The sequence below is a fragment of the Acidobacteriota bacterium genome (assembly GCA_028874215.1).
GTDB lineage: Bacteria > Acidobacteriota > UBA6911 > RPQK01 > JAJDTT01 > JAJDTT01.
This window is the reverse complement of record JAPPLF010000099.1, coordinates 1-19,392: the sequence shown is the minus strand read 5'-3', so window position 1 is coordinate 19,392 and position 19,392 is coordinate 1. Positions and strand designations below refer to the sequence as shown.

Here is a 19,392-nt window from a genome sequence, read left to right as displayed (position 1 = left end):
CCATGCCGCTCAGCAGCAGGCATCTTCTGGGCATCGAAGGGATGCCGGTCGGCGACATCGAGCTGATTCTGAACACGGCGCGGGGCTTCGGCGAGATCGCCACCCGTCCAATCAAGAAGGTGCCGACGCTTCGAGGAAGATCCATCATCAACCTCTTCTACGAGGCGTCGACCCGCACCCGCTCATCGTTCGAGATCGCCGCCAAGCGCCTGAGCGCCGACATCCTGAACTTCAGCGTTTCCACCAGCAGCGTGGGAAAGGGGGAGACCCTCGTCGACACGGCCCGCAACCTGGAATCCATGAGTCCCGAGATCATCGTCCTGCGTCACCAGGCGGCCGGAGCGCCCTGGTTGCTGGCCGAAACCTGCCGCGAGTGCTCCATCGTCAACGCGGGGGACGGAATGCACGAGCATCCGACGCAGGCGCTTTTGGACGCCTACACCATCCTGGAGCGCAAGGGTTCCATCCGGGACCTGAAGGTCGCCATTGTCGGGGACATCTCTCACAGCCGGGTCGCCCGTTCCAACACCTACCTGTTGAACAAGATGGGGGCCCGAGTCTGGATCTGCGGCCCTCCAACGCTGATACCGCTGGAGTTCGGACAGTTGGGAGCCACCGTCACCTTCCATCTGGAGGAGGCCCTGGCGGATGCGGACGTGGTGATGATGCTCAGGACCCAGAGGGAGAGGCAGCATGAAGTCTTCTTTCCTTCGGTCCGGGAATATTTCCGTCTCTTCGGACTGAGCCTCGAGAGGATGCGGTCCGCCCGCAAGGACGCCATCATCATGCATCCGGGACCCATCAATCGCGGCGTCGAGATCGATCCGGACGTCGCCGACGGCGACCATTCGGTCATACTGAATCAGGTGACCAACGGGCTGGCGGTGAGAATGGCGGTCCTGTATCTCCTTTTGGGAGCCGGCGAGGAGGAGTCGTGAGCCTGTTGCTGCGCGGAGGCCGGGTCGTGGACCCGTCCCAGGATCTGGATCGGCGGACGGACGTTCTCATCGAGGATGGGAAAGTGGCGGGCGTGGGGAACGTAGCCACTCGCAGGAGCGGCGAGACCATCGACGTCGACGGCTGTGTGGTCACTCCCGGTTTCGTCGACATGCACGTCCACCTTCGGGAACCGGGCCGGGAGGACAAGGAGACCATTCTCACCGGGTCCCGGGCGGCGGCGGCGGGAGGCTTCACCAGCATCGTCTGCATGCCCAATACGACTCCCGTCAACGACAACGCCGCCATCACCCGGTTCATTCTGGAACGGGCCGCCGAAGCGGGCCTGGTGAACGTCTATCCCACCGGCGCCATCACCCTGGGTTCCCGGGGCGAACAACTGGCGGAGATCGGGGAGATGCACTCGGCGGGGATCGTCGCCATCACCGACGACGGACGCCCGGTGCAGAACAGCCAGGTCATGCGCCGGGCGCTGGAATACGCCAGGATCTTCGACATCCCGGTGATGGACCACTGCGAGGATCTGTTCCTGGCCGCCGACGGATGCATGAACGAGGGGAAGGCGTCGACCCGGCTGGGGCTGAGGGGGATGAGCCGCGCCGCCGAGGAGCTCCATGTGGTCCGCGACATCATCCTGAGCCGGATCACGGGCGGCCGGGTCCACATTCTCCACATTTCCACGCGGGAGTCCCTGGACCAGGTGAGGACCGCCAAAGCGCAGGGAATCCGGGTCACCTGCGAGGTATTGCCCCATCACTTCAGCCTGACCGACGACGACATCCGGGATTTCGACACCGACTTCAAGATGATGCCTCCGCTGCGGGAAAGAGCCGATGTCGAGGCCATGTTGGAGGGTCTGGCGGACGGGAGCATCGACTGTCTGGCCACCGACCATGCGCCTCACACCCGGTTGGACAAGGAGGAGCCGTTCGAGGCGGCGGCCAGCGGCGTCATCGGCATGGAGACGGCCATCCCGCTCTGCTGGGAGCACCTGGTCTGTGCCGGCGTGGTCCCGGTCCCCAGGCTGGTGGAGCTCTTCAGTCTCAATCCCAGCCGGATCCTCAAACTGGGGAAGGGGACCTTGGCGGAAGGTGCGGACGCCGACGTGACGGTCATCGATCCGGAACGCCGGCAGGTGGTGGATCCGTCGCGCTTCAAGTCCAAGGGACGCAATTGTCCGTTCCGGGGCTGGGAGCTTCGCGGGGCGCCGGTGCTCACCGTGGTGGGCGGCCGGGTCGTCCACCGGCAGGAGTCAGCGTGAAAATTGCGATTCGACGGATTGTGAGGGTGTGTGGGGCCGGCTGGATCTGGATGCTCCTGATTCTGCCGGTACAAGCTCAAGACCAGGTTCGGTTCGAACTGCTGGTGGATTCGGCTGAGGTTCCCGCCGGGGAGGTCTTCGAGGCAAAGCTGCGCGCCGAGTTGGCGCCGGGGTGGCATATCTACTCGCTCAACCAGCCTCCTCCACCGGTCAAGACCACAGTGACCGTCGTGAAGGAGTCGGGATTCGAGGCCGCCGGTCCCGTGACCCAGCCGACCCCCATCGTCGCCTACGATCCCAGTTTCGATATCGATACCGAGTACTTCGAGGAACAGGTGGACTTTGGCGTACCGGTTCGAGTGCGTTCCTCGACCGGGCCGGGTGCAGAAACGCTCGGAGTCAAGGTTCGCTTCATGGTCTGCAGCGATACCCTCTGCCTGCCGCCCCAGACCAAGGTTTTCGAAGCCGCCGTGCGGGTTTCGGAGGCTCGGGCCCCCGCCGGGAGTCCGCCGGCTGATACCCAGGAAGCGGAGCCCGCTCCGTCCCCGGCCGTCCAGGAAGAGCCTCCCGGCGCCGCTTCGGGTGCCCCGGCAGCCGCCGGAGACTCGGGCGGTATTCCGGTGGAGACGCTGGGCTACATCGCCTTCGCCATGGGCATGGGAGCGCTGGCGCTCCTGACGCCGTGCGTTTTCCCCATGATCCCCATCACCGTCTCCTACTTCACCAAACGTCAGGCCGTGACGCGCGGCCAGGCCCTCCGCGACGCCTCCCTCTATTCCCTGGGGATCATCCTGACCTTTACGCTGCTGGGCTTCGGCCTCACTTTCCTCTTCGGATCGGGCGGCATCAACCGCCTGGCGGCGAATCCGGGCATCAATCTCCTGATCGCCGCGATCTTCATCGCCTTCGCCCTGAGCCTGTTCGAAGTGCTGGAGCTTCGCCTCCCCGCCAGTTGGACCACCGCGTTGGACCGGAAGGCATCGGCCACGGGGGGGATCGCCGGGATCCTGCTCATGGCTCTGACGTTTTCGCTGGTGTCCTTCACCTGCACCGTCCCCTTCGTGGGAACGCTGATGGTCGCCGCCATTCAGGGGGACTGGCTCTGGTCGCTATTGGGCGTGACTGCCTTTGCGGTGGTCTTCTCCTCGCCTTTCTTCCTGTTGGCGTTGTTCCCGTCCTGGCTCAAATCGCTGCCCCGAAGCGGAAACTGGCTGAACTCGGTCAAGATCACCATGGGTTTCCTGGAGGTCGCCTTCGCCTTCAAGTTCCTCAGCAACGTGGATCTGGTCTACCAGTGGGAACTCCTGACCCGGCCGGGCCTCATCGCCATCTGGCTGGCCATTTCGGTGATGATCCTTTTCTATCTCCTGGGCTGGTTTCGCTTTCCCCACGAACAGGCGACCGAATCCATCGGAGTTTCGCGGGCTTTCTTCGCGGTCTTCTTCGCCGCCATATCGATTCATCTGATCCGGGGACTCATCGGGTTCCCGTTGGGAGAGTTGGACGCGTTCCTGCCTCCTCGCGACTACGGGAATCCGGCGTCCGTCGTGGGTTCCCTTGGGCAAGGCGCCGGCGAAGAACTGGATTGGATCGACGACTATGAGTCCGGTCTGGCCGGGGCGCGGGAGTCGGGCAAGCCGGTCTTCATCGATTTTACCGGCTACACCTGCACCAATTGCCGCTGGATGGAGGCGAACGTCTTTACCCTGCCCCAGGTTCAAGAGAGATTTCGCCAGTATCTTCTGGTCCGTTTGTACACCGACGGCACGGGTCCGGAGCATGCCGAGAACATGCGTCTCGAGCAGGAGCGCTTCGGGACCATCGCGCTTCCGTTCTACGTGGTGCTGTCGCCGGAAAACGAGGTGGTGGCCACTTTTCCGGGGTTGACCCGGAACCCGGAGGAGTTTATCGACTTCCTGGATCGCGGCCTGGAGGCGAATCGGTCCGGCCGGGCAGGTTGACGATGATGTCGCCCGGCTTGGCGTAGCCGTGACGGTCCCGGGCGATGCGTTCGACTTCGTCGGGGTCTTCGCGCAGCTTCCGGATCTGCTCCCGGTAGAGTTGCTGCTGCTGGCGCAGCTCCTGGTTTTCCATCAGGAGTTGCTGCAACTCGCCCCGGGCCTTGCGGAACTCCAGGTAGCCCCCTTCGGCGAAGATCAGGATGTAGGTGAGGAAGAAGCAGGCCGCCAAGAGCAGGATCCAGAAGGTTTCCCGTCGTGCCTTGCGACTGATAGCCATAGAGGAGGAACCTATGACACCGGTCCGAATCGTCTTTTGCACCATCGACAGCGCCGACGCCGCCCGAAGACTGGCCCGGAGGCTGGTTGAGGACCGTCTCGCCGCCTGCGTGAATATTATCGAGAACGTGACCTCGGTTTACAAGTGGGAGGGCCGGATCGAGGAGGACGCCGAACTCCTGCTGGTGATCAAGACCCGGGACGGCCAGCTGCGGGAATTGATGGAGCGGATCGGGGAACTCCACCCCTACGATGTCCCGGAAATCCTTTGTTGGCCGGTTCAGGAGGGGAGCAGGCCCTATCTGGACTGGGTCGTTGCCGAAACCGGTTAGAACGGAAGTCCCTCCTTGGGGCGGCGGTTTCCAAACCGCCGAATCTTCGAGCGTGGGCGGACCGGCAATAGAAAGACGGGCGATTGGAAATCGCCCCTCCCAATGGCTGCGTGTCGCAAAAGGGGGGACGGCTCCGGAACCGGGCGCCGGGACTATTCCGTTTTCTTCTCGATCCCTTTTTCCTGGGAGGCCCTTATGGAATCCTTGAAATTCCGGATTCCTTGACCCAGTCCTTTCCCCAGTTGGGGAAGGCGGCTGGCGCCGAAGATCACGACCACGATAATGAGAATGATGACGAGTTCCGTAACACCCAAACCACCCATTGCCGGTGACCTCTCAGATATCCAAAATCAAGATTCGATGACCGAATCTTAATCCTCCGGCTCCCACACTGTCAAATCGCCGGCCGCTCACGGATGGCCGCTTGGACCCTGCAAGGTGGCTTCCAGCAGGTCGACACGCAGACCGGCCCGCTCCAGAATCAGGACGTCGGTTTCCGTTCTCCAGAGACGGCGCGCGGGCGCCCCGTCGGGGTCCTCCCGCGGACCGGCCGGACCGTACTTGAGCCGGATGAGGTCTTCGTAGGCCTCGACGAACTCGGCGGCGTCCTGTTCGGTGTCCCAGACCGAACGGATCCAAAGCGCCAACTCTCCTTCGGCGCCCTCAAAAAGCTGGACCGAGTCGCCGTCCCAGCCGGCGGCGGCGCCCCGGGCCGGATCCGCTTCCAGGAACTGGTCCAGGATCAGCCGGAACATGAATTCTCCCAGGACGTTCCGGTAGATCCGCTCCCAGCGCCCCCCGAGGCCGGCGGGAAGCGGCGGGGGTTCCACATGAGTCGGTTCATCCTTCGGGGACTCGTACTTTTCCGGATGGAGAATCTGTTCCGTGGACCGGGGCAGGTCGGCGTAAAGCCGGTCCACACCCGGCCAACCGTGGCGCCTGACGTAGTGTTGAAGGAATCGCGCCCCCTGGACGTAGGGAAAGAGCAGCGCCTCCCGGAAAAAGGCGGGAACCGTCCGAAAGACGTCATAGCTCTGGCTGGCGTTCGCCATCTGGTCCTTTTGCATCTGGACGATGTCCGGAATGTCCAGGAAGCTCATTCCCGCGGGTTCCAGAACGTATTCCAACATGAGTCCCAGGCCCTCTCCCTCCACCACGGCGACATGGGCTTGGGTGGTGTCTTCGTTCCCTTCGACGCCCTCCAGCAGCTTGTCCAGATCGAAGTGCTGATCTTGGAGCGCATGGGCCAACTCATGGGCCATCACCGGGAGCTGTTCCTGGACCGGCACCCAGTCGGCGACATGCAGGGTCCGGGCCTTGGGGTCGTAGTAACCGGCCACCTGTTCGGTGAGCAGTCGCACCAGGGTCCTGCGATAGTCCAGAGACTCCGGTATCAGGGCCAGCTTCACCAGAAGGCGCCGGTCGAGATCGAGTTCCTCGGGCGGATACTCTTCAGCCATTCGGGCGAGGACGTAGCGGCGAATCTCGTTGCGGCTTCGGAGCCCGACGTCGACGGAGCCTGTGGCGGGAAGGTTGCGAATCGCGCTGACTCTGGCCAGGACCGTTTCGGTGGATCGGCGCAACTGGTCCGCGGCCGAGCCGGGATTTGCGGATTCCTCCGGCCGGGCAATGCGCAGGGAGTTGGGGGAGGCGCCAAGGCAGCCGAATGCCAGAATGCCCGCCAGCAGCCGGCTGAAGCGGCGGCGGCTGTCCCTGGTTTCTACACTCACCGGGACTCCAGCTACCTGAACCTGAGGGAGTAGAGGTCCGCGTCCTTCATGACGAACCTGAGCCGAACCGGTTTGCCGGCGATCCTCTTCAGGGGCTGGTCCGAGGCCGGCCGGCCATACTTGCGTTTCCACCTCACCGTGTGCTCGATCTCATCCCCCCAGATCAGGGGCGATTCCTCCAGCGCGAACCCGGGGAGTGGAAGGCCCTTCGTATCCTGCACCTCCAGGCGAATGCTGCCCGCCGCGGAGGTGGCAAGGTTCAGAACCAGATTTCCGCCCTCGAAGATCAGAGGACGACTGACCCATTCTCCCCCCTCATGGCCGGCGTGGATGGAGACGTAGCCGTCGGTCCTCAGCACCATCCGCTCCAGGTGGGCGCTGGGAAAGGTGTAGTGGCGCGACACGTAGAGGGACATCTCGTCATCGGAAGTGGCAACCACGCCGGCGGAGGGCATATTGGTCCGGTGAACCCAGTTCCGGGGATCCCGGCCCGGGCGGATGAACGCCTCCATGAAACGCCGGTCCCAGTGAATGCCGTCGCGGCTGCTCATGAAGACCGCTTCCGAGACTCCGGCGGTGGGCATGGTGGAATGGTACGTCCTCCAGGGGACGAACCTCTTGGGGAGCGCGATCAGGATGTGGGGCGCGCGAAAATAGGGCTGTGTCCCGTTCGTGTAAAGGTGCTCGCGTGGAGTGCCGCCGTAGTCGGCCCAGGTTCCCGGAGTCCAATTGAGAAAGTCTTTGGAGGTGGCGAACTTGACGCTGCGGACTCCGTCGGAGTCGCGGTACACGGCCCCGTACCGGCGACGGACCGGGTCCCAGAACGGGACGTTCAGCGAGTCGAACTTGCCGTCGCTGATGGCCGCCTCCTCGCTGGCGAGACGCCACTGCTTTCCATCCGCCGAGACGAACGCCTTCAGGACGTGATTGGGCCATCCGGGTCCCGCGTTGCCCAATGCCTTATAGCGTTCCTCGGGGGGAGCATCGGGATTGTCGTCCTTGAACGGAGCGAAGCAGCAGGATGCCATTCCTTTCCAGACGATGTTGTTGTCGGTGGATCCCTGGAACTCGACCAGGCCCAGAGAGGGCCGGGTCCACTCGATCCCATCCCGGCTCTCCAGCATGCAGGTCACCGATTCGTGGTTGGGGACGATCTTTTCCTCCGGACTCAACTGGGCCTCGTCGGCATAGTCCGCAGCGCTGCTGCCCCGGTAGTAGAGGCGATAGCCGTCTCCATCCTTGAAGACGGTGTGGTAGACGCTGGTGGTGCCTTCCCAGGGCCGGTCGAAGACCACGATTTTCCCGGCGGACCGCGGGCGCTGCAGTCGAAGTTCCAGCCCGTCCATGGATTCGATGAGGAAGTCGTCGACGAACAGTTCCAGGCGGGAACCGATATCGATGGGCCCTTCCGGTTTGTCCTGCCCGGCGGGCGAAGCCTCCACCATTGAAAGTCCCAGCGAAACCGCCGCTGCCGCCAACCTGCCTGTTCTCATGTCCAAACCTCCGTTGAAGAAGGAGACTCGCCGCCCCTTTCGCGGTCCAGGCTATCCCGGAGGGCTTCCATGTTCAATTCTCTTCTCATGGGAAGACAGGGGCCGGCGAATGGGCCGGCCCCTGTCGTGAGCGCGGAATCATTCCGCCGCCGTCAGGCGTTTCAATCGACCCGGGTGATCGTCACTCGGGCTACGGGATTGCGCCAGTCGGCATCGGCGGCATTGACGTCGCCGGCTCCGTGAACCCCGTTGCTGATATGAACGAAGCCTTCGGCCTCGGCCGGATCGTGGACGTGATTTCCACAGGGAGGGCCGGGAATGAAGTCACACGACTCGGAGTTTGCCTCGCTTCCTGCATCGTAGGCCGGGGCGCTCACCGTCAAGGAGCGGGGCCCGAGGAAGTAGAAAGCCACTCGCACCGGAAGCTCCACTCTGCTGACTGCAAAGAATGAATCATTGGTCGTCGCCAGCATGCCCACGACCGAAAGCCACTTGTACTGGGGCGTGGCCTCCACCATCACGCTGGCGGACTCGCCGGGGGGAATGACCGGCGGGTCTCCGGGACCGAAGGCCACTCCGGTATCGAATACTCCCTCCATTCCCATCGCGGCTTCCATCAGCGGCATGGGGTTTCCCTCTTCCGCCAGCGTCGCCAATTCGGCGCTTGCGGGCTGTCCGACCGTGAAGAGGGAGGTGGAGGAATCATGCACCACGACCAAAGGCGGGGTGATGAGTTGACTCCCGGTCAGGTTGTGGACTGTGACCTGGAAAGTGTCCTGAGCGAGGCCGGTGGCGCCGGAGGCCAAGGCGAGAGACACAATGATGCAGACCGTGAAAATGGAATTCATCCTGAATTTCATTGGATTCTCCTTTTTCGTCTTTACCTTTTGACCATGGGCAGCCCGGGACCTCCAGACCCGCACCTGGCCCGTAACGCGGCGGAACATCGAGTCCGTGCGTCTTGGGAGTTGTGCGGGCGGGAAGTTCGGTGCCGCCCGGTTCGACAAGTCTGCGGCCACATCCTTACCGTTGCACTGTGCACAATTTCAGTCTATGAACTTTTTGCGCCGGGTGAGAAATGAGGCTCAGCTCCGGTTCAGGAGGGATTTAACGCAGACCTGCAGCAACGCAGTCCGCGCCTGTGCAGGGACGGTCGAATGCCGTGCCGGCTTTTGCCACGGGTGGTTAAAGAACGACTCTTCCGTCTCCCTGGCGCCGGGTGACTCCCTCCCGGTCCAGGTACTCGAGAAACGGGATGGCGTACTTGCGGCTGATCCCCAGGGAGTCCTTGAACTCGGGGACCGAAAACGATTGGCCGGGAGAGAACTTGATCGTGAGTTCGTTTTTGAGACGGTCGATTTGAAACGGGGTCAAGACGAATTCCCCGCCGACCCGGACCAGATCACCTTGTTGGATCAGGAAGAAACAGACCTCTTCGGTCCGGGACGGCGGGTGGTGCAGCCGCTGCTTCAGCTCCGTCAGGTTCGGAGGCCGGGGAAAACTTCTCCGGAGAGCATCCAGAATGGACCGCCGCACTCCCTCCTGAGCCGGATTCAGGCGGGGCGCCCAATCTCGCCGCATGACGATCGAGCGGTCGATGCGGATCAGTTCCCGCTGCTCCAGCCGCTGCAGCAGGAACTGGAAGTAGTCGATACTGGAGGACCTCAGGAACCGGTTTCGAAGCTCTTCCCTGGAGACGCCCGCGGCCAGCGGGTTTCGAGAGTGGAAATCGTTCAGGTAGGAGAGCATCGATTCCTGCAGACTTCGCAGGGCTGCCCGCGTCACTGCCAGAGACGGCTCCTGGGGCACGAGCTCGATATCCCGATGCTCCCGCAGGTGTTCCAGCAATCGCCTCCGCGGCGCGCCGGTCCGGGCGGCCAACTCGCCGATGTCAATCCCGGGCTCCCCTTTGGAGCGAACCAGGAACTCGAGCCGGATCCGGTCCGTGTCGCGGCAGGTGGCTTCCAGTCCCGAATGAAGCGCCTTCAATGCCGACAGCGCTCCGGAGAGATTCCGGGCACGGTGACGGGGCGGGTGGTCGTCCAACACCACTCCGCCTCCGACGGTGACGGGCGGAGAGTCCAATCTGAGAATGAACCGGTCTCCAATCCAGCACAGGGCGGGTTGATGGAGTCGCAACTGAACCATCGCGCGCCGGCCGGGAGCCACCTCTTTCCCTTCCAGTGGATACACATGGCCGTGCCACTGTCCACTTCCGTGGTGAAATCGGACTGGAGTTTTTCGTTTCAGCGGGCGCGGCGCGTCCGTCAGCACGCTGATCGAGGCGTCCAGAGAACGAGTCGGCCGAAGACCTCCGGGCCGCGAAAGGACCATCCCCCTGTTCAGGTCGTCCTTTCCCAGTCCCGAGAGGTTCAATGCGGTCCGCTGGCCCGCCACCGCCTTGGCAGCCTCGCGGTTGAAGATCTCGACGCGGCGGATCTTGCCCCTCTTTCCGGAAGGATAGACGGCAACGGCGTCTCCCTGCTCGATGATTCCCGAGGTCAGGGTGCCGGTCACCACCGTCCCGAATCCCCGCTTGGTGAAGACCCGGTCCACCGGCAGCCGGATCAATCGTTCCTGCCGGAAGCCACGATTCCGACCGGGTCCTCGAGCTTGATCGAGCAGGGCCTGTTTCAGTCGCTCCAGCCCGCTCCCCGAGATGCTGTCCACGGCGATGACCGGACTGTTTTCAAGCAAGCTGCCCCGGGTCATGGCTCGAATCTCTTCCCGAACCAGGTTCAGAAGTTCCGGCTCCACCGAATCGCACTTGGTGAGGACGACGATTCCTGCGGGAATGTCCAGGAGCCGGCAGATGTGAAAATGCTCCAGCGTCTGCGGCATGATCGATTCGTCGGCGGCGACGATGAGCAGAGCCAAGTCGATGCCGCCGATGCCGGCCAGCATGTTCTTGACCAGCCTTTCGTGCCCCGGAACGTCGACGAACCCGATACGGACGTGACCCAGGGACAGGTGGGCGAAGCCGATGTCGATGGTGATCCCGCGGCGCTTCTCTTCCTCCAGGCGGTCGGCGTCGATGCCCGTCAAGGCTTTCAGGAGGGTGGTCTTGCCGTGATCGATGTGACCGGCGGTTCCAACCAGAAAGTCTCTCATTCCCGGGAATTCCGATTTCGTCCCGCAGACGTGCAGTTCGTGGCAGAAGTCTCGCGAGCACCGAGACCGGGACTGCGCCCGCCGAACAAGGCGCTCTGAGGGAGCATATCGGGAATATGTGACCGAGGAGCAACGCCGTCCGGCGGGATGCAGACGCGGTCGAATGCCGTGACGACTATTGCCACGGGCTGCTCGCAATTCGGAACGCCCGGCGTGGCGGCGTTCGGCCGGGACCGGCCCGGTTTTGACAGGCGCGATAGAATGGAGGCGACTGTTCGAGGCTGACGTCATGTTCGAGAACCTGTCTTCACGGCTGCAGAAGATTCTGAGGGACCTCAAGGGGGAGGGGCGCGTCTCCAAGGCGCACCTGAATGCCTCGCTGCGCCAGATCCGCATCGCCCTGCTGGAGGCCGACGTCCATTTCGGCGTGGTCAAGTCGTTCATCTCCGGAATCCGGGAAAAGGCCTTGGGACAGGAAGTGATGCGCAGCCTCACCCCCGGTCAACAGGTCGTAAAGATCGTCAACGAGGAGCTCACTCGCCTTCTCGGATCGGAGACGGCCGAGCTGACCAGGGGAGTTCGAAGGCCGACGGTTATCGTGTTGGTCGGTCTGCAAGGGAGCGGCAAAACGACCACGACGGGGAAACTGGCGCGATGGCTCGAAGCCAAGGGCCGGCGGCCCCTGATGGTGTCGACGGATGTCCGCCGCCCGGCGGCCATCCATCAACTCTCGGTCGTGGGCTCCGCCATCGGGATCGAGGTGGAGGACCCCCCGGCCCGGGATCCGGTTCGCCGGGCCCGGACGGCCAGGAAGCGGGCCGCAAACATGGGATTCGACCCGCTGCTCGTCGACACGGCGGGGCGCCTCCACGTGGACGAGGAGCTCATGATCGAGTTGCAGGAGATCGTGGCCGGAGTGGGGGCCCACGAAGTTCTTCTGGTCGCCGATGCCATGACGGGTCAGGATGCCGTCCGTTCGGCCAAGAGCTTTGGAGACCGGCTCGATCTGTCCGGCGTGGTCCTCACCAAGATGGATGGGGACGCCCGCGGCGGCGCGGCCCTTTCGATCCGGACCGTCACGGGTCAGCCCATCAAATTCATCGGAACGGGTGAGGACTACGGCGCCTTCGAAACCTTTCATCCGGAGCGGATGGCCGGCCGGATACTGGGCCAGGGGGATGTCCTCCGCCTCATCGAGAAGGCTGAAGCGGCGGTGACGCCGCAGGACAGCCGGAAGATTCTGGAGAGGATCCGGAGGGATGAATTCACCCTGGACGACTTCAGGGTCCAATTGCGCCAGCTCCGCAAGCTGGGACCACTGGAACAGGTTATGGGCATGCTCCCGCAGGGAGGAATGTTCAAGGGGATGGGACAGGTCCAGCTCGAAGAAAAGCAACTGGACGCCATGGAGGCCATGATCAATTCCATGACTCCCATGGAGCGCGCAAACCCCCGGATCATCAAGGGCTCCCGGCGCCGCCGGATCGCCCGCGGCAGCGGCCGGACGGTGTCCGACGTCAACCGCCTCCTGAAGCAGTACCTGCAGGCTCGAACCATGATGAAACGTATGAAGCGGGGGTTTCTGGGCCGGTCCCGGAGTCGCATCGGCTTCCCCGTCTAGAGTCTCTTTTTGATAAAATACTGTTTTTGTTGGAGGTAATCGATTGTTGAGAATACGGTTAAGTCGACACGGCGCCAAGAAGGATCCCCACTACCGGGTTGTGGTGGCTGAGCGCAGCAGTCCCAGGGACGGGCGATTTCTTGAAATCCTGGGATATTACAATCCGGCTCTCAAACCGGTTCGTCTCAGCTTGAACCTGGAGCGAATCGACCACTGGATGAATCTGGGGGCTCAGCCTTCGGGAACGGTCACCGGACTGATCAGCAGGGTTCGCCGGCAAGAGCAACCCTGAGTCGGTTGATGGTCACGAGCAGCTTCGTGCCGGCGCCATAACGGCGCCGGTCACGGGCTCCCGGCAGCACTGCCAGGAGGCAACTATGAGAGAGCTTGTCGAGATGATAGCGAAGACGCTGGTCGATGATCCGGAAGAAGTTCGAGTGACCGAGGTGGCGGGGGAACAGACCACCGTGCTCGAACTGAGGGTCGCCCAGCATGATCTTGGCAAGGTCATCGGCAGGCACGGACGAACCGCCCGTGCCATTCGTACGTTGTTGGGAGCGGCCGGAATGAAGGTGCGCAAAAGGTTCGTCCTGGAAATCCTCGAGTAGTTGACTGAATTCATAGCCATAGCTCTCATCGTCAAGGCGAGGGGAATACGTGGTGAGGTTTCCGCCGAGCTTCTGACGGACTTCCCAGAGCGATTCTCCTCTACGAACGACGTCCGGGTGGCCCTTCCCGGCGCCGAGTACCAGGAGTTCATCGAGTCGGCCCGTTTTCACAAGGGCCGCGTGCTGCTGAAGTTTCGGGGCAGGGAACGGCCCGAACAGGTCCGGGAACTGATCGGGGGGGAGGTCCAGATCCCCTTGGAGGAGCGCATGCCGCTCCCGGAAGGGGCCTTCTTCGAGTCTGATCTCCTGGGTTTGAGCGTCGAGCAGAAAGGACACGATCTGGGCACGGTGGTCGAATTGTTTCGAACCGGTTCCGAAGGCGTGAATCTGGTGATCCGGGACCAAAACGATGGGGAGCTCATGATCCCGTTGGCACGGGCGTTCATTCGGGATGTGGATCTGGACCGCGGGGTCATCCAGGTGGACCTTCCTCCGGGACTGGCTCCTTCGGGCTAGCACGTCGCGGGGCGTTTGACTGCGGACCAGCGGGACGGTCTGCAGGAGTTGCTTCTGAAATGCAGGTCGACGTCATCACCATTTTCCCCGGGATGTGTCAGGGATTTTTCGATTACGGTATCCTGCATCAGGCGATCCGAAAGGGTTTGTTTCGCTTGGAGTTGGTGGACCTCCGGGAATTTACGACGGATCGGCACCGAACCGTGGACGATCGGCCCTACGGAGGCGGAGAGGGCATGGTGCTCAAGCCCGAACCCCTGTTCCGCGCGGTGGAACGATGTCGCCGGGGCCGGCGAAAGCCCTGGGTCGTCTATCCGAGTCCGCAGGGAAGCCGGTTCACGCAAGAGAAGGCGGTGGAATTGTCCCGGAAATCCCATCTGACCTTCATATGTGGACGTTACGAGGGAGTGGACCAGAGGGCGTTGGATGATCTGGTGGACGAAGAGATCTCCATGGGAGACTTCGTGGTCACGGGTGGCGAACTGCCGGCCCTGCTGATAGTGGACGCGATCGTGCGAATGATTCCGGGCGTGGTGGGCAAGCCGGCTTCATTGGAGCAGGAGTCGTTTGCCACCGGGTTGTTGGACTATCCTCAGTACACCCGGCCGGCCACCTACCGGGATCGTGCGGTCCCCGAGGTCCTGTTGTCGGGGAACCATAAAGAGATCCGTTCCTGGCGAGAGGAACAGGCTCTGAGACGTACTCGGGATCGCAGGCCCGATTTGCTCGCTTCGGGCGCGAGTTGCGGCAGGGCGAAAGGATGAGGGTGGAGTCATGAATTCGATACAACTGGTTGAACAGTCACAGTTGAGGGACGGGATCCCCGATTTCGGACCCGGAGACACGGTCCGGGTCAACTTCAAGATCAGGGAGGGCAACAAGACTCGCGTACAGCCCTTCGAGGGAGTCGTCATCGCCATTCGCAAGCGGGGGCTGGGTTCCACCTTCACGGTTCGCAGGATCTCGTTCGGCTACGGTGTGGAGCGTATCTTCCCCTTCCACTCCCCGTTGATCGAAGGTGTGCAGGTACTGCGCAGAGGACGAGTCCGGCGGGCCAAGCTCTACTATCTGCGCGAGCTCAAGGGGAAGAAGGCCAGGATCCGGGAGAAGCGCTGACGGCCCGGCGCGGGCTCGTCTCGCCCTTCCGCCTGCGCGCTGATTCCGTGGCCGGCGTTCCTTCCCGGTCGATTCACTTGGCGGGATCGCTCGCCGCGCCCGGACCGGGAGGCTCATCTACGGTTTCGGTGCTCGCGGGACTTTTGCCACGGGCTGTCAAGGAGGCCTTGGACACGGACTGCTGACAGTTCACGGGGAGATTCCGCAGTCAGTGTCAGACGGCGGTTCATGATTCAGAAGGTCCTGTTCGGTCTCTACGTGCTCTACTGCTTCGAGGTCGGGATCTTTCTGCTCCTGTTTCCCTGGTGGGAACAATGGAGCCAGAACTCTCTCCTGGACCTCTACCCCTGGCTCCGGCTGATCATGCTCAACAATTTCGTTCGCGGTGCGGTTTCCGGTCTGGGGTTGGCCAACCTGATCCTGGGGACGTGGGAAATTGTCCATTATCAGCGATATTTTCCAAGGACATAGTCCCCCCTACCTCTACGGCATCTCAAATCGCGGCGCCTTTCCCAGTTTGGCGCCTGAAGACTATCTGGATCGCATTTTCGGCAGCCCGGCCGACGCCCTGCAGTGGCGGGAAAAAGACCTCTCGCCGGCGGAGGCCCGCCCCCTGGTGAAGCGGGGCGCCGAGTTGGCGCGCCGGGTCGGAAAGGTGTTCCTGGTCAACACTCACGTGGAACTGGCCCTTCAGGAAGGGGCCGGCGGAAGCCACCTGACTTCGAAGCAGGATCTGTCGTGCGCCATCCGGTTCCGTGAGCAGTACGGATCCCGGGCGTTTCTCCTGGGCAAGTCGGCTCACAGCCGTGACGACGTGTTGCGGGCCGCGGCGGAGGGAGCCGACTACGTGTTGGTGAGCCCGGTTCGGAACCCTCTCTCCAAAGAGGCGCGCGCACCGGCACTGGGATTCCCGGAATTGGAGCGCATCGCGCACTCCGTCGAGATCCCGGTATTTGCCCTGGGAGGGGTCGTGGAGTCCGATTTGGACCGCATCGCGAGCTGCGGGGCCGCAGGCCTGGCCGGGATCACGTGGCTGATGCGGGCGGTCGAGGGACCGCATGCGAATTCGGAGATCTGATTGATCCGAGACCGGTCTGCGCGGGACGAGACGGGCGCCGGCCGGCTATTCCAGGTCGCCGCCCAGACCCAGGCGGCATCCCTTGCGGGCGATCTCGGTGGTCTTCCTGGCCTCTTCCAGGGTCAGCCAATAGTCGTCATCGTCCAGTTGGACCGCCAGCTTCTCCATGGTTTCCATGCGCGGTTCGAACTTGAGGACGTTCTCGCAGAACCTTTTCAGGACTTTGTGGATCTCCTCGCCCGAGAGCCGCCGTTGATTGGCCTTCTCGTCGATGTTGATCATGATGCCGTCGATGGCCCGCTCATAGGCATGGAGCAGTTCCCAGTGGGCATGGAACGCCAGCGGACCCTCGTCCTCGCCGTTCCGGCTCTTCTTTTTCTTCTTTTTCTTCCGCTTTTTCCCGGTTACCGGCGGTTCCTTCCCCGTCAGCCGGGTCCAGCGCTCGTCCAGCGCCTCCAGACGATCCTCCGCGATCTTCAGGAACACGCGGGTTCGCCGGTCCAGTTTCTGCGCCCTTTGGATCTTGGTGTATTCCTCATCGGTGAAACCGTCTGAGGACTGGGCAAAGGAGACCGCCCGTGACACCGGTTTGGAAGCCAGCAGTCCGTGAGCGATACCGGGTGCGGAGAAGGCGCCGGACGGGGCAACCCGGCCAAACAGGTGACCCAACAGGTGCTTGCGCAGCTTTTCCAGAGACCGGATGCAGTCGTCGATATCTTCCCGGTATTCAAACGGCAGGACGAGCTTGAGATCCTCCATCGCCTCCACGATGCGCCTCGCCCTGATTTCCAGACGCTTCGTTTCCCGGGAGCGGCCGTCCTTCTCCCGGGCCGGGGTTTCCCGCAGAGCATGTTCTGAGAGGGCCTTCATGTCCGCCAGCACCTTCAGGACGGCCCCGGGGTCCGACTTCTTCGCATAGGCTGACAAAAGCTTGGAATTTCGCTCCAGGGCCTTCCGAAAAAGCTTCATGTGCGACTTGTAGTCCTTCTTCGCCCGATAGAGGCGCAGTTCGGACACGCTGAAGACCTCCTCCAGACGCGGCAACGTATCGGAGGCCGGTCCGCCGGCAAGCGATGCCAGCAACGCCAGGAGCGGAATCTGGGAAACGCAGGACATGCCTACATTCTTTCCGGAACTTCAATGCCCAGGAGTGCGAGAGACCGAGTCATGGCCCGGCGTGCCGTGTCCGCAACAGCCAAGTAGCAGGTCTGCTTGCGCGAGTCCTTTTGCGAAAGGATGTGATGGCTATGGTAGAAGATGTTGAACATCTGGGCCAGCGAGAAAGCGTGCTTGGCCAAGTAGGACATTTCCAGGGTCTTGAGAGACTGCTCGATGGCGCCTTCCGACCTTCCGGCCTGAAGCAACAACTTCCAGATCTGATCGTCCCCGAGCAGATCGGCGAATCGTTCCGGGTGCTCCCCAAGGTCCTTGGAGCGGCGGTTTTCCAACCGCCGAACTCCGGTAGCGCGTGAAGAACGGGCGATTGGAAATTGCCCCTCCTCTTGCAGACCCTCCTGATTCCGTTGCGCTGCGCCGCCCCGCCGGGAGCGCAGCTTGCGGAAGATGTTGTTGGCGCGCACCACCGAATATTGCAGATAGGGGCCGGTTTCTCCCTCGAAGCTCAGAGCCTCGCCGAAGTCGAATGCGATGACCGAGTTGCGGGCATATTTGAGGAGGAAATAACGTAGGGCGCCGATGGCGATCTGGGTGGCGATCCGCAGGCGCGCCTCCTGGGTCAGGTCCGGCTGCCGGTCGGCCACTTCCAGGAGTGACTTCTCGATCAGCTTGTCCACCAGGTCGTCGGCCTTGACTCCCAGTCCCCTGCGTCCGGAGACTTCCACATAGGGTCTGGCGCGATCCGCATCCGAGAGCTCGATCCCAAGTTCCTGGCTGCATTTCAGGGAGAGAGCCACCATTTCATAGGAAAAGTGGGTGGAGTGATCGGCGGGGACATCGTGGCCCAGGCTGCGAAGGCCGTGGACCACTACCCGCTGCAGGTAGGACTGGCGGACGTCGATGACGTTGTAGACGCTCCGGCCGCGCCCGAAGTCCTTCTCGACGTCGGAGGCTCCGTCGGAACTGGTCATCCAGACTTCGTCCCGATCCGGATAACGGTGCACGACCCGGTAGCGAAAGTTCTTCTCCAGCAGGCCGAACTTCCAGAGTTGATAGGCAATGTCCTTGCCCACGTAGGTGACGGTCCCGTCGCTGCGGACGATGATCTTCTCCTCGGCAGGCTGACCGTTCTCGCCTGGAAGCCGCATCACCCAGCAGCCTCGATTGGGTCCGTCCGAAACGAAAGTGATGGCCTTGCGTTGCTTGAGCTGGTCGAAGGCCTCGTCCCAGAATCGCTCCCGCAGGATCTGGCTCTCGCGGGGAAGGACGTCGTAGCGGACGCCGATGCGCCACATGGTTCTCAGGTGGGCGTTCACGATCCGGAGGGAAATGTGCTCGGCCATCCGGCCGGTCTCGCCCTCTCCCTCCTCGATCTCTCGAAGGGTGCGGCGCCGGTGTTCCAGGCGCGAGTCCTCCTGTCCATACCAGTCGCAGACCTGGGCGTACAGGTCCCAGCAGTAGTAGTCGAAGGGCTCGGGAATCGCCCGGACCTGCTCCAGGCTCAACTTCCGCAACTGCCGGAATCCGACCACGACGTCGGCGACCTGAACGCCGGTGTCGTCGATGTAGTTCTGGATCTCCACCGAATGGCCCCGAGAGCGCAACAGGCGCCCGAAAGTGTCCCCCAGGACCGCGTTCCGGAGGTGCCCGATGTGAGCCGCCTTGTTGGGGTTGATATTGGTGTGCTCGACGATGATCTTCGGGCCGCGCGCCGGTTCCGGCGATGGGGAGAGGGAGTCTTGGAGATCGGCCAGGAATCGATCCCGCCTCAGAAAAACGTTGACGTAGCCTCCGGCCGCCTCGACCCGTTCCATCCAGGGGGGCACCGGGAAGTTGGCGGCGATCTCCGAGGCGATGTCGCGGGGCGCCCGGCGCAGGCTCCGGGCCAATTCGAAGGGAAAGGCGAAGGCCAGGTCCCCGAACTCGATCCGGGGAGGGGATTTGGCGGCGGCGGACCCCAGTTCCAGGGAAAATCGTTCGCGCACGAAGTCCCGGAACAACGCCTCGCTCTGGCGGGCCCGGCGCAGCAACATGGGCCAATGATATCAGACGCAGGAGGGGCGGCATCCTTGGCGCAGGAGCGGCAGTTTCCCAACCGCCGCTCCTGAGCTGCCGGGAGACGGGAGCCGAGCCGGGCGAATAGGAAATCGCCCATCCAGGAGCGGCGGTTTCCCAACCGCCGATTCCTGAGCTGCCGGGAGACGGGAGCCGAGCCG

Annotated in this window: 20 protein-coding genes; 12 read left to right on the top strand and 8 right to left on the bottom strand. The window is 62.8% G+C overall.

All coding sequences use genetic code 11. The features are described 5' to 3' along the window. Positions 1-2: 2 nt before the first annotated feature. From OXT71_19750 to OXT71_19740, 3 genes are read left to right on the top strand one after another with little or no spacing between them, the layout of a single operon-like run. A complete protein-coding gene (locus OXT71_19750) occupies positions 3-938 on the top strand; it encodes an aspartate carbamoyltransferase catalytic subunit (GenBank protein ID MDE2928624.1) in 936 nt (311 codons plus the stop codon). Continuing rightward, on the top strand, positions 935-2,218 hold the full coding sequence (locus tag OXT71_19745) for a dihydroorotase (GenBank protein MDE2928623.1): 1,284 nt from the start codon (positions 935-937) through the stop codon (positions 2,216-2,218). Before OXT71_19750 ends, OXT71_19745 begins: the two co-directional genes overlap by 4 nt. Further along, positions 2,215-4,179 carry a protein-disulfide reductase DsbD family protein gene (locus OXT71_19740; GenBank protein ID MDE2928622.1) on the top strand — a complete coding sequence of 655 codons (1,965 nt, stop codon included), beginning with the start codon at positions 2,215-2,217 and terminating at the stop codon, positions 4,177-4,179. The genes OXT71_19745 and OXT71_19740 overlap by 4 nt, the downstream gene beginning before the upstream one ends. On the opposite strand, the gene OXT71_19735 is transcribed toward OXT71_19740, so the two are convergent. Then, entirely contained in the window at positions 4,124-4,456 is a 333-nt protein-coding gene (locus OXT71_19735) for a septum formation initiator family protein (GenBank protein MDE2928621.1), read from the bottom strand. The two genes, OXT71_19740 and OXT71_19735, sit on opposite strands and share 56 nt — an antisense overlap. A gap of 13 nt (positions 4,457-4,469) precedes the next feature. Between OXT71_19735 and OXT71_19730 the strand changes: the two genes are divergently transcribed. Beyond that, positions 4,470-4,787, top strand: coding sequence for a divalent-cation tolerance protein CutA (locus tag OXT71_19730; protein ID MDE2928620.1), 318 nt, complete (start codon positions 4,470-4,472; stop codon positions 4,785-4,787). A 152-nt stretch (positions 4,788-4,939) separates the two neighbouring features. Here OXT71_19730 and tatA read toward each other — a convergent pair whose 3' ends face one another. The 5 genes from tatA to selB form a co-directional block, all read right to left on the bottom strand. Next, positions 4,940-5,110 (bottom strand): twin-arginine translocase TatA/TatE family subunit, encoded by a 171-nt coding sequence (tatA, locus tag OXT71_19725; protein MDE2928619.1) that lies wholly within the window; start codon positions 5,108-5,110, stop codon positions 4,940-4,942. A gap of 87 nt (positions 5,111-5,197) precedes the next feature. After that, positions 5,198-6,517: a hypothetical protein gene (locus tag OXT71_19720; GenBank protein ID MDE2928618.1), complete on the bottom strand. Its 1,320-nt coding sequence runs from the start codon at positions 6,515-6,517 to the stop codon at positions 5,198-5,200. Positions 6,518-6,528: 11 nt separating this feature from the next. Beyond that, a complete protein-coding gene (locus OXT71_19715) occupies positions 6,529-8,010 on the bottom strand; it encodes a hypothetical protein (GenBank protein ID MDE2928617.1) in 1,482 nt (493 codons plus the stop codon). Between the two features lie 161 nt (positions 8,011-8,171). Then, the gene (locus OXT71_19710) at positions 8,172-8,870 is read right to left on the bottom strand and encodes a spondin domain-containing protein (protein MDE2928616.1); all 699 of its coding nucleotides are present in this window, start codon (positions 8,868-8,870) and stop codon (positions 8,172-8,174) included. Between the two features lie 325 nt (positions 8,871-9,195). After that, positions 9,196-11,121, bottom strand: a complete 1,926-nt coding sequence (gene selB, locus OXT71_19705; GenBank protein MDE2928615.1) for a selenocysteine-specific translation elongation factor — start codon at positions 11,119-11,121, stop codon at positions 9,196-9,198. A gap of 289 nt (positions 11,122-11,410) precedes the next feature. Between selB and ffh the strand changes: the two genes are divergently transcribed. From ffh to OXT71_19665, 8 genes are all read left to right on the top strand, one after another. Further along, positions 11,411-12,742, top strand: coding sequence for a signal recognition particle protein (ffh, locus tag OXT71_19700; protein ID MDE2928614.1), 1,332 nt, complete (start codon positions 11,411-11,413; stop codon positions 12,740-12,742). Positions 12,743-12,785: 43 nt separating this feature from the next. Further along, positions 12,786-13,034 carry a 30S ribosomal protein S16 gene (rpsP, locus tag OXT71_19695; GenBank protein MDE2928613.1) on the top strand — a complete coding sequence of 83 codons (249 nt, stop codon included), beginning with the start codon at positions 12,786-12,788 and terminating at the stop codon, positions 13,032-13,034. An 85-nt stretch (positions 13,035-13,119) separates the two neighbouring features. Continuing rightward, on the top strand, positions 13,120-13,350 hold the full coding sequence (locus OXT71_19690; protein MDE2928612.1) for a KH domain-containing protein: 231 nt from the start codon (positions 13,120-13,122) through the stop codon (positions 13,348-13,350). Beyond that, a complete protein-coding gene (gene rimM, locus OXT71_19685) occupies positions 13,351-13,866 on the top strand; it encodes a ribosome maturation factor RimM (protein MDE2928611.1) in 516 nt (171 codons plus the stop codon). A gap of 59 nt (positions 13,867-13,925) precedes the next feature. After that, positions 13,926-14,630 (top strand): tRNA (guanosine(37)-N1)-methyltransferase TrmD, encoded by a 705-nt coding sequence (trmD, locus tag OXT71_19680; protein ID MDE2928610.1) that lies wholly within the window; start codon positions 13,926-13,928, stop codon positions 14,628-14,630. A 10-nt stretch (positions 14,631-14,640) separates the two neighbouring features. Continuing rightward, on the top strand, positions 14,641-14,982 hold the full coding sequence (rplS, locus tag OXT71_19675) for a 50S ribosomal protein L19 (protein MDE2928609.1): 342 nt from the start codon (positions 14,641-14,643) through the stop codon (positions 14,980-14,982). Positions 14,983-15,210: 228 nt separating this feature from the next. Continuing rightward, entirely contained in the window at positions 15,211-15,453 is a 243-nt protein-coding gene (locus tag OXT71_19670) for a hypothetical protein (GenBank protein MDE2928608.1), read from the top strand. Then, the gene (locus OXT71_19665) at positions 15,419-16,060 is read left to right on the top strand and encodes a thiamine phosphate synthase (protein ID MDE2928607.1); all 642 of its coding nucleotides are present in this window, start codon (positions 15,419-15,421) and stop codon (positions 16,058-16,060) included. Before OXT71_19670 ends, OXT71_19665 begins: the two co-directional genes overlap by 35 nt. A gap of 45 nt (positions 16,061-16,105) precedes the next feature. Here the strand turns inward: OXT71_19665 and OXT71_19660 are convergent, their stop codons facing one another. Together OXT71_19660 and argS are read right to left on the bottom strand one after the other, a co-directional pair. Beyond that, entirely contained in the window at positions 16,106-17,176 is a 1,071-nt protein-coding gene (locus tag OXT71_19660; GenBank protein MDE2928606.1) for a hypothetical protein, read from the bottom strand. Between the two features lie 2 nt (positions 17,177-17,178). Beyond that, positions 17,179-19,209 (bottom strand): arginine--tRNA ligase, encoded by a 2,031-nt coding sequence (gene argS / locus OXT71_19655; protein MDE2928605.1) that lies wholly within the window; start codon positions 19,207-19,209, stop codon positions 17,179-17,181. Positions 19,210-19,392: the final 183 nt, after the last annotated feature.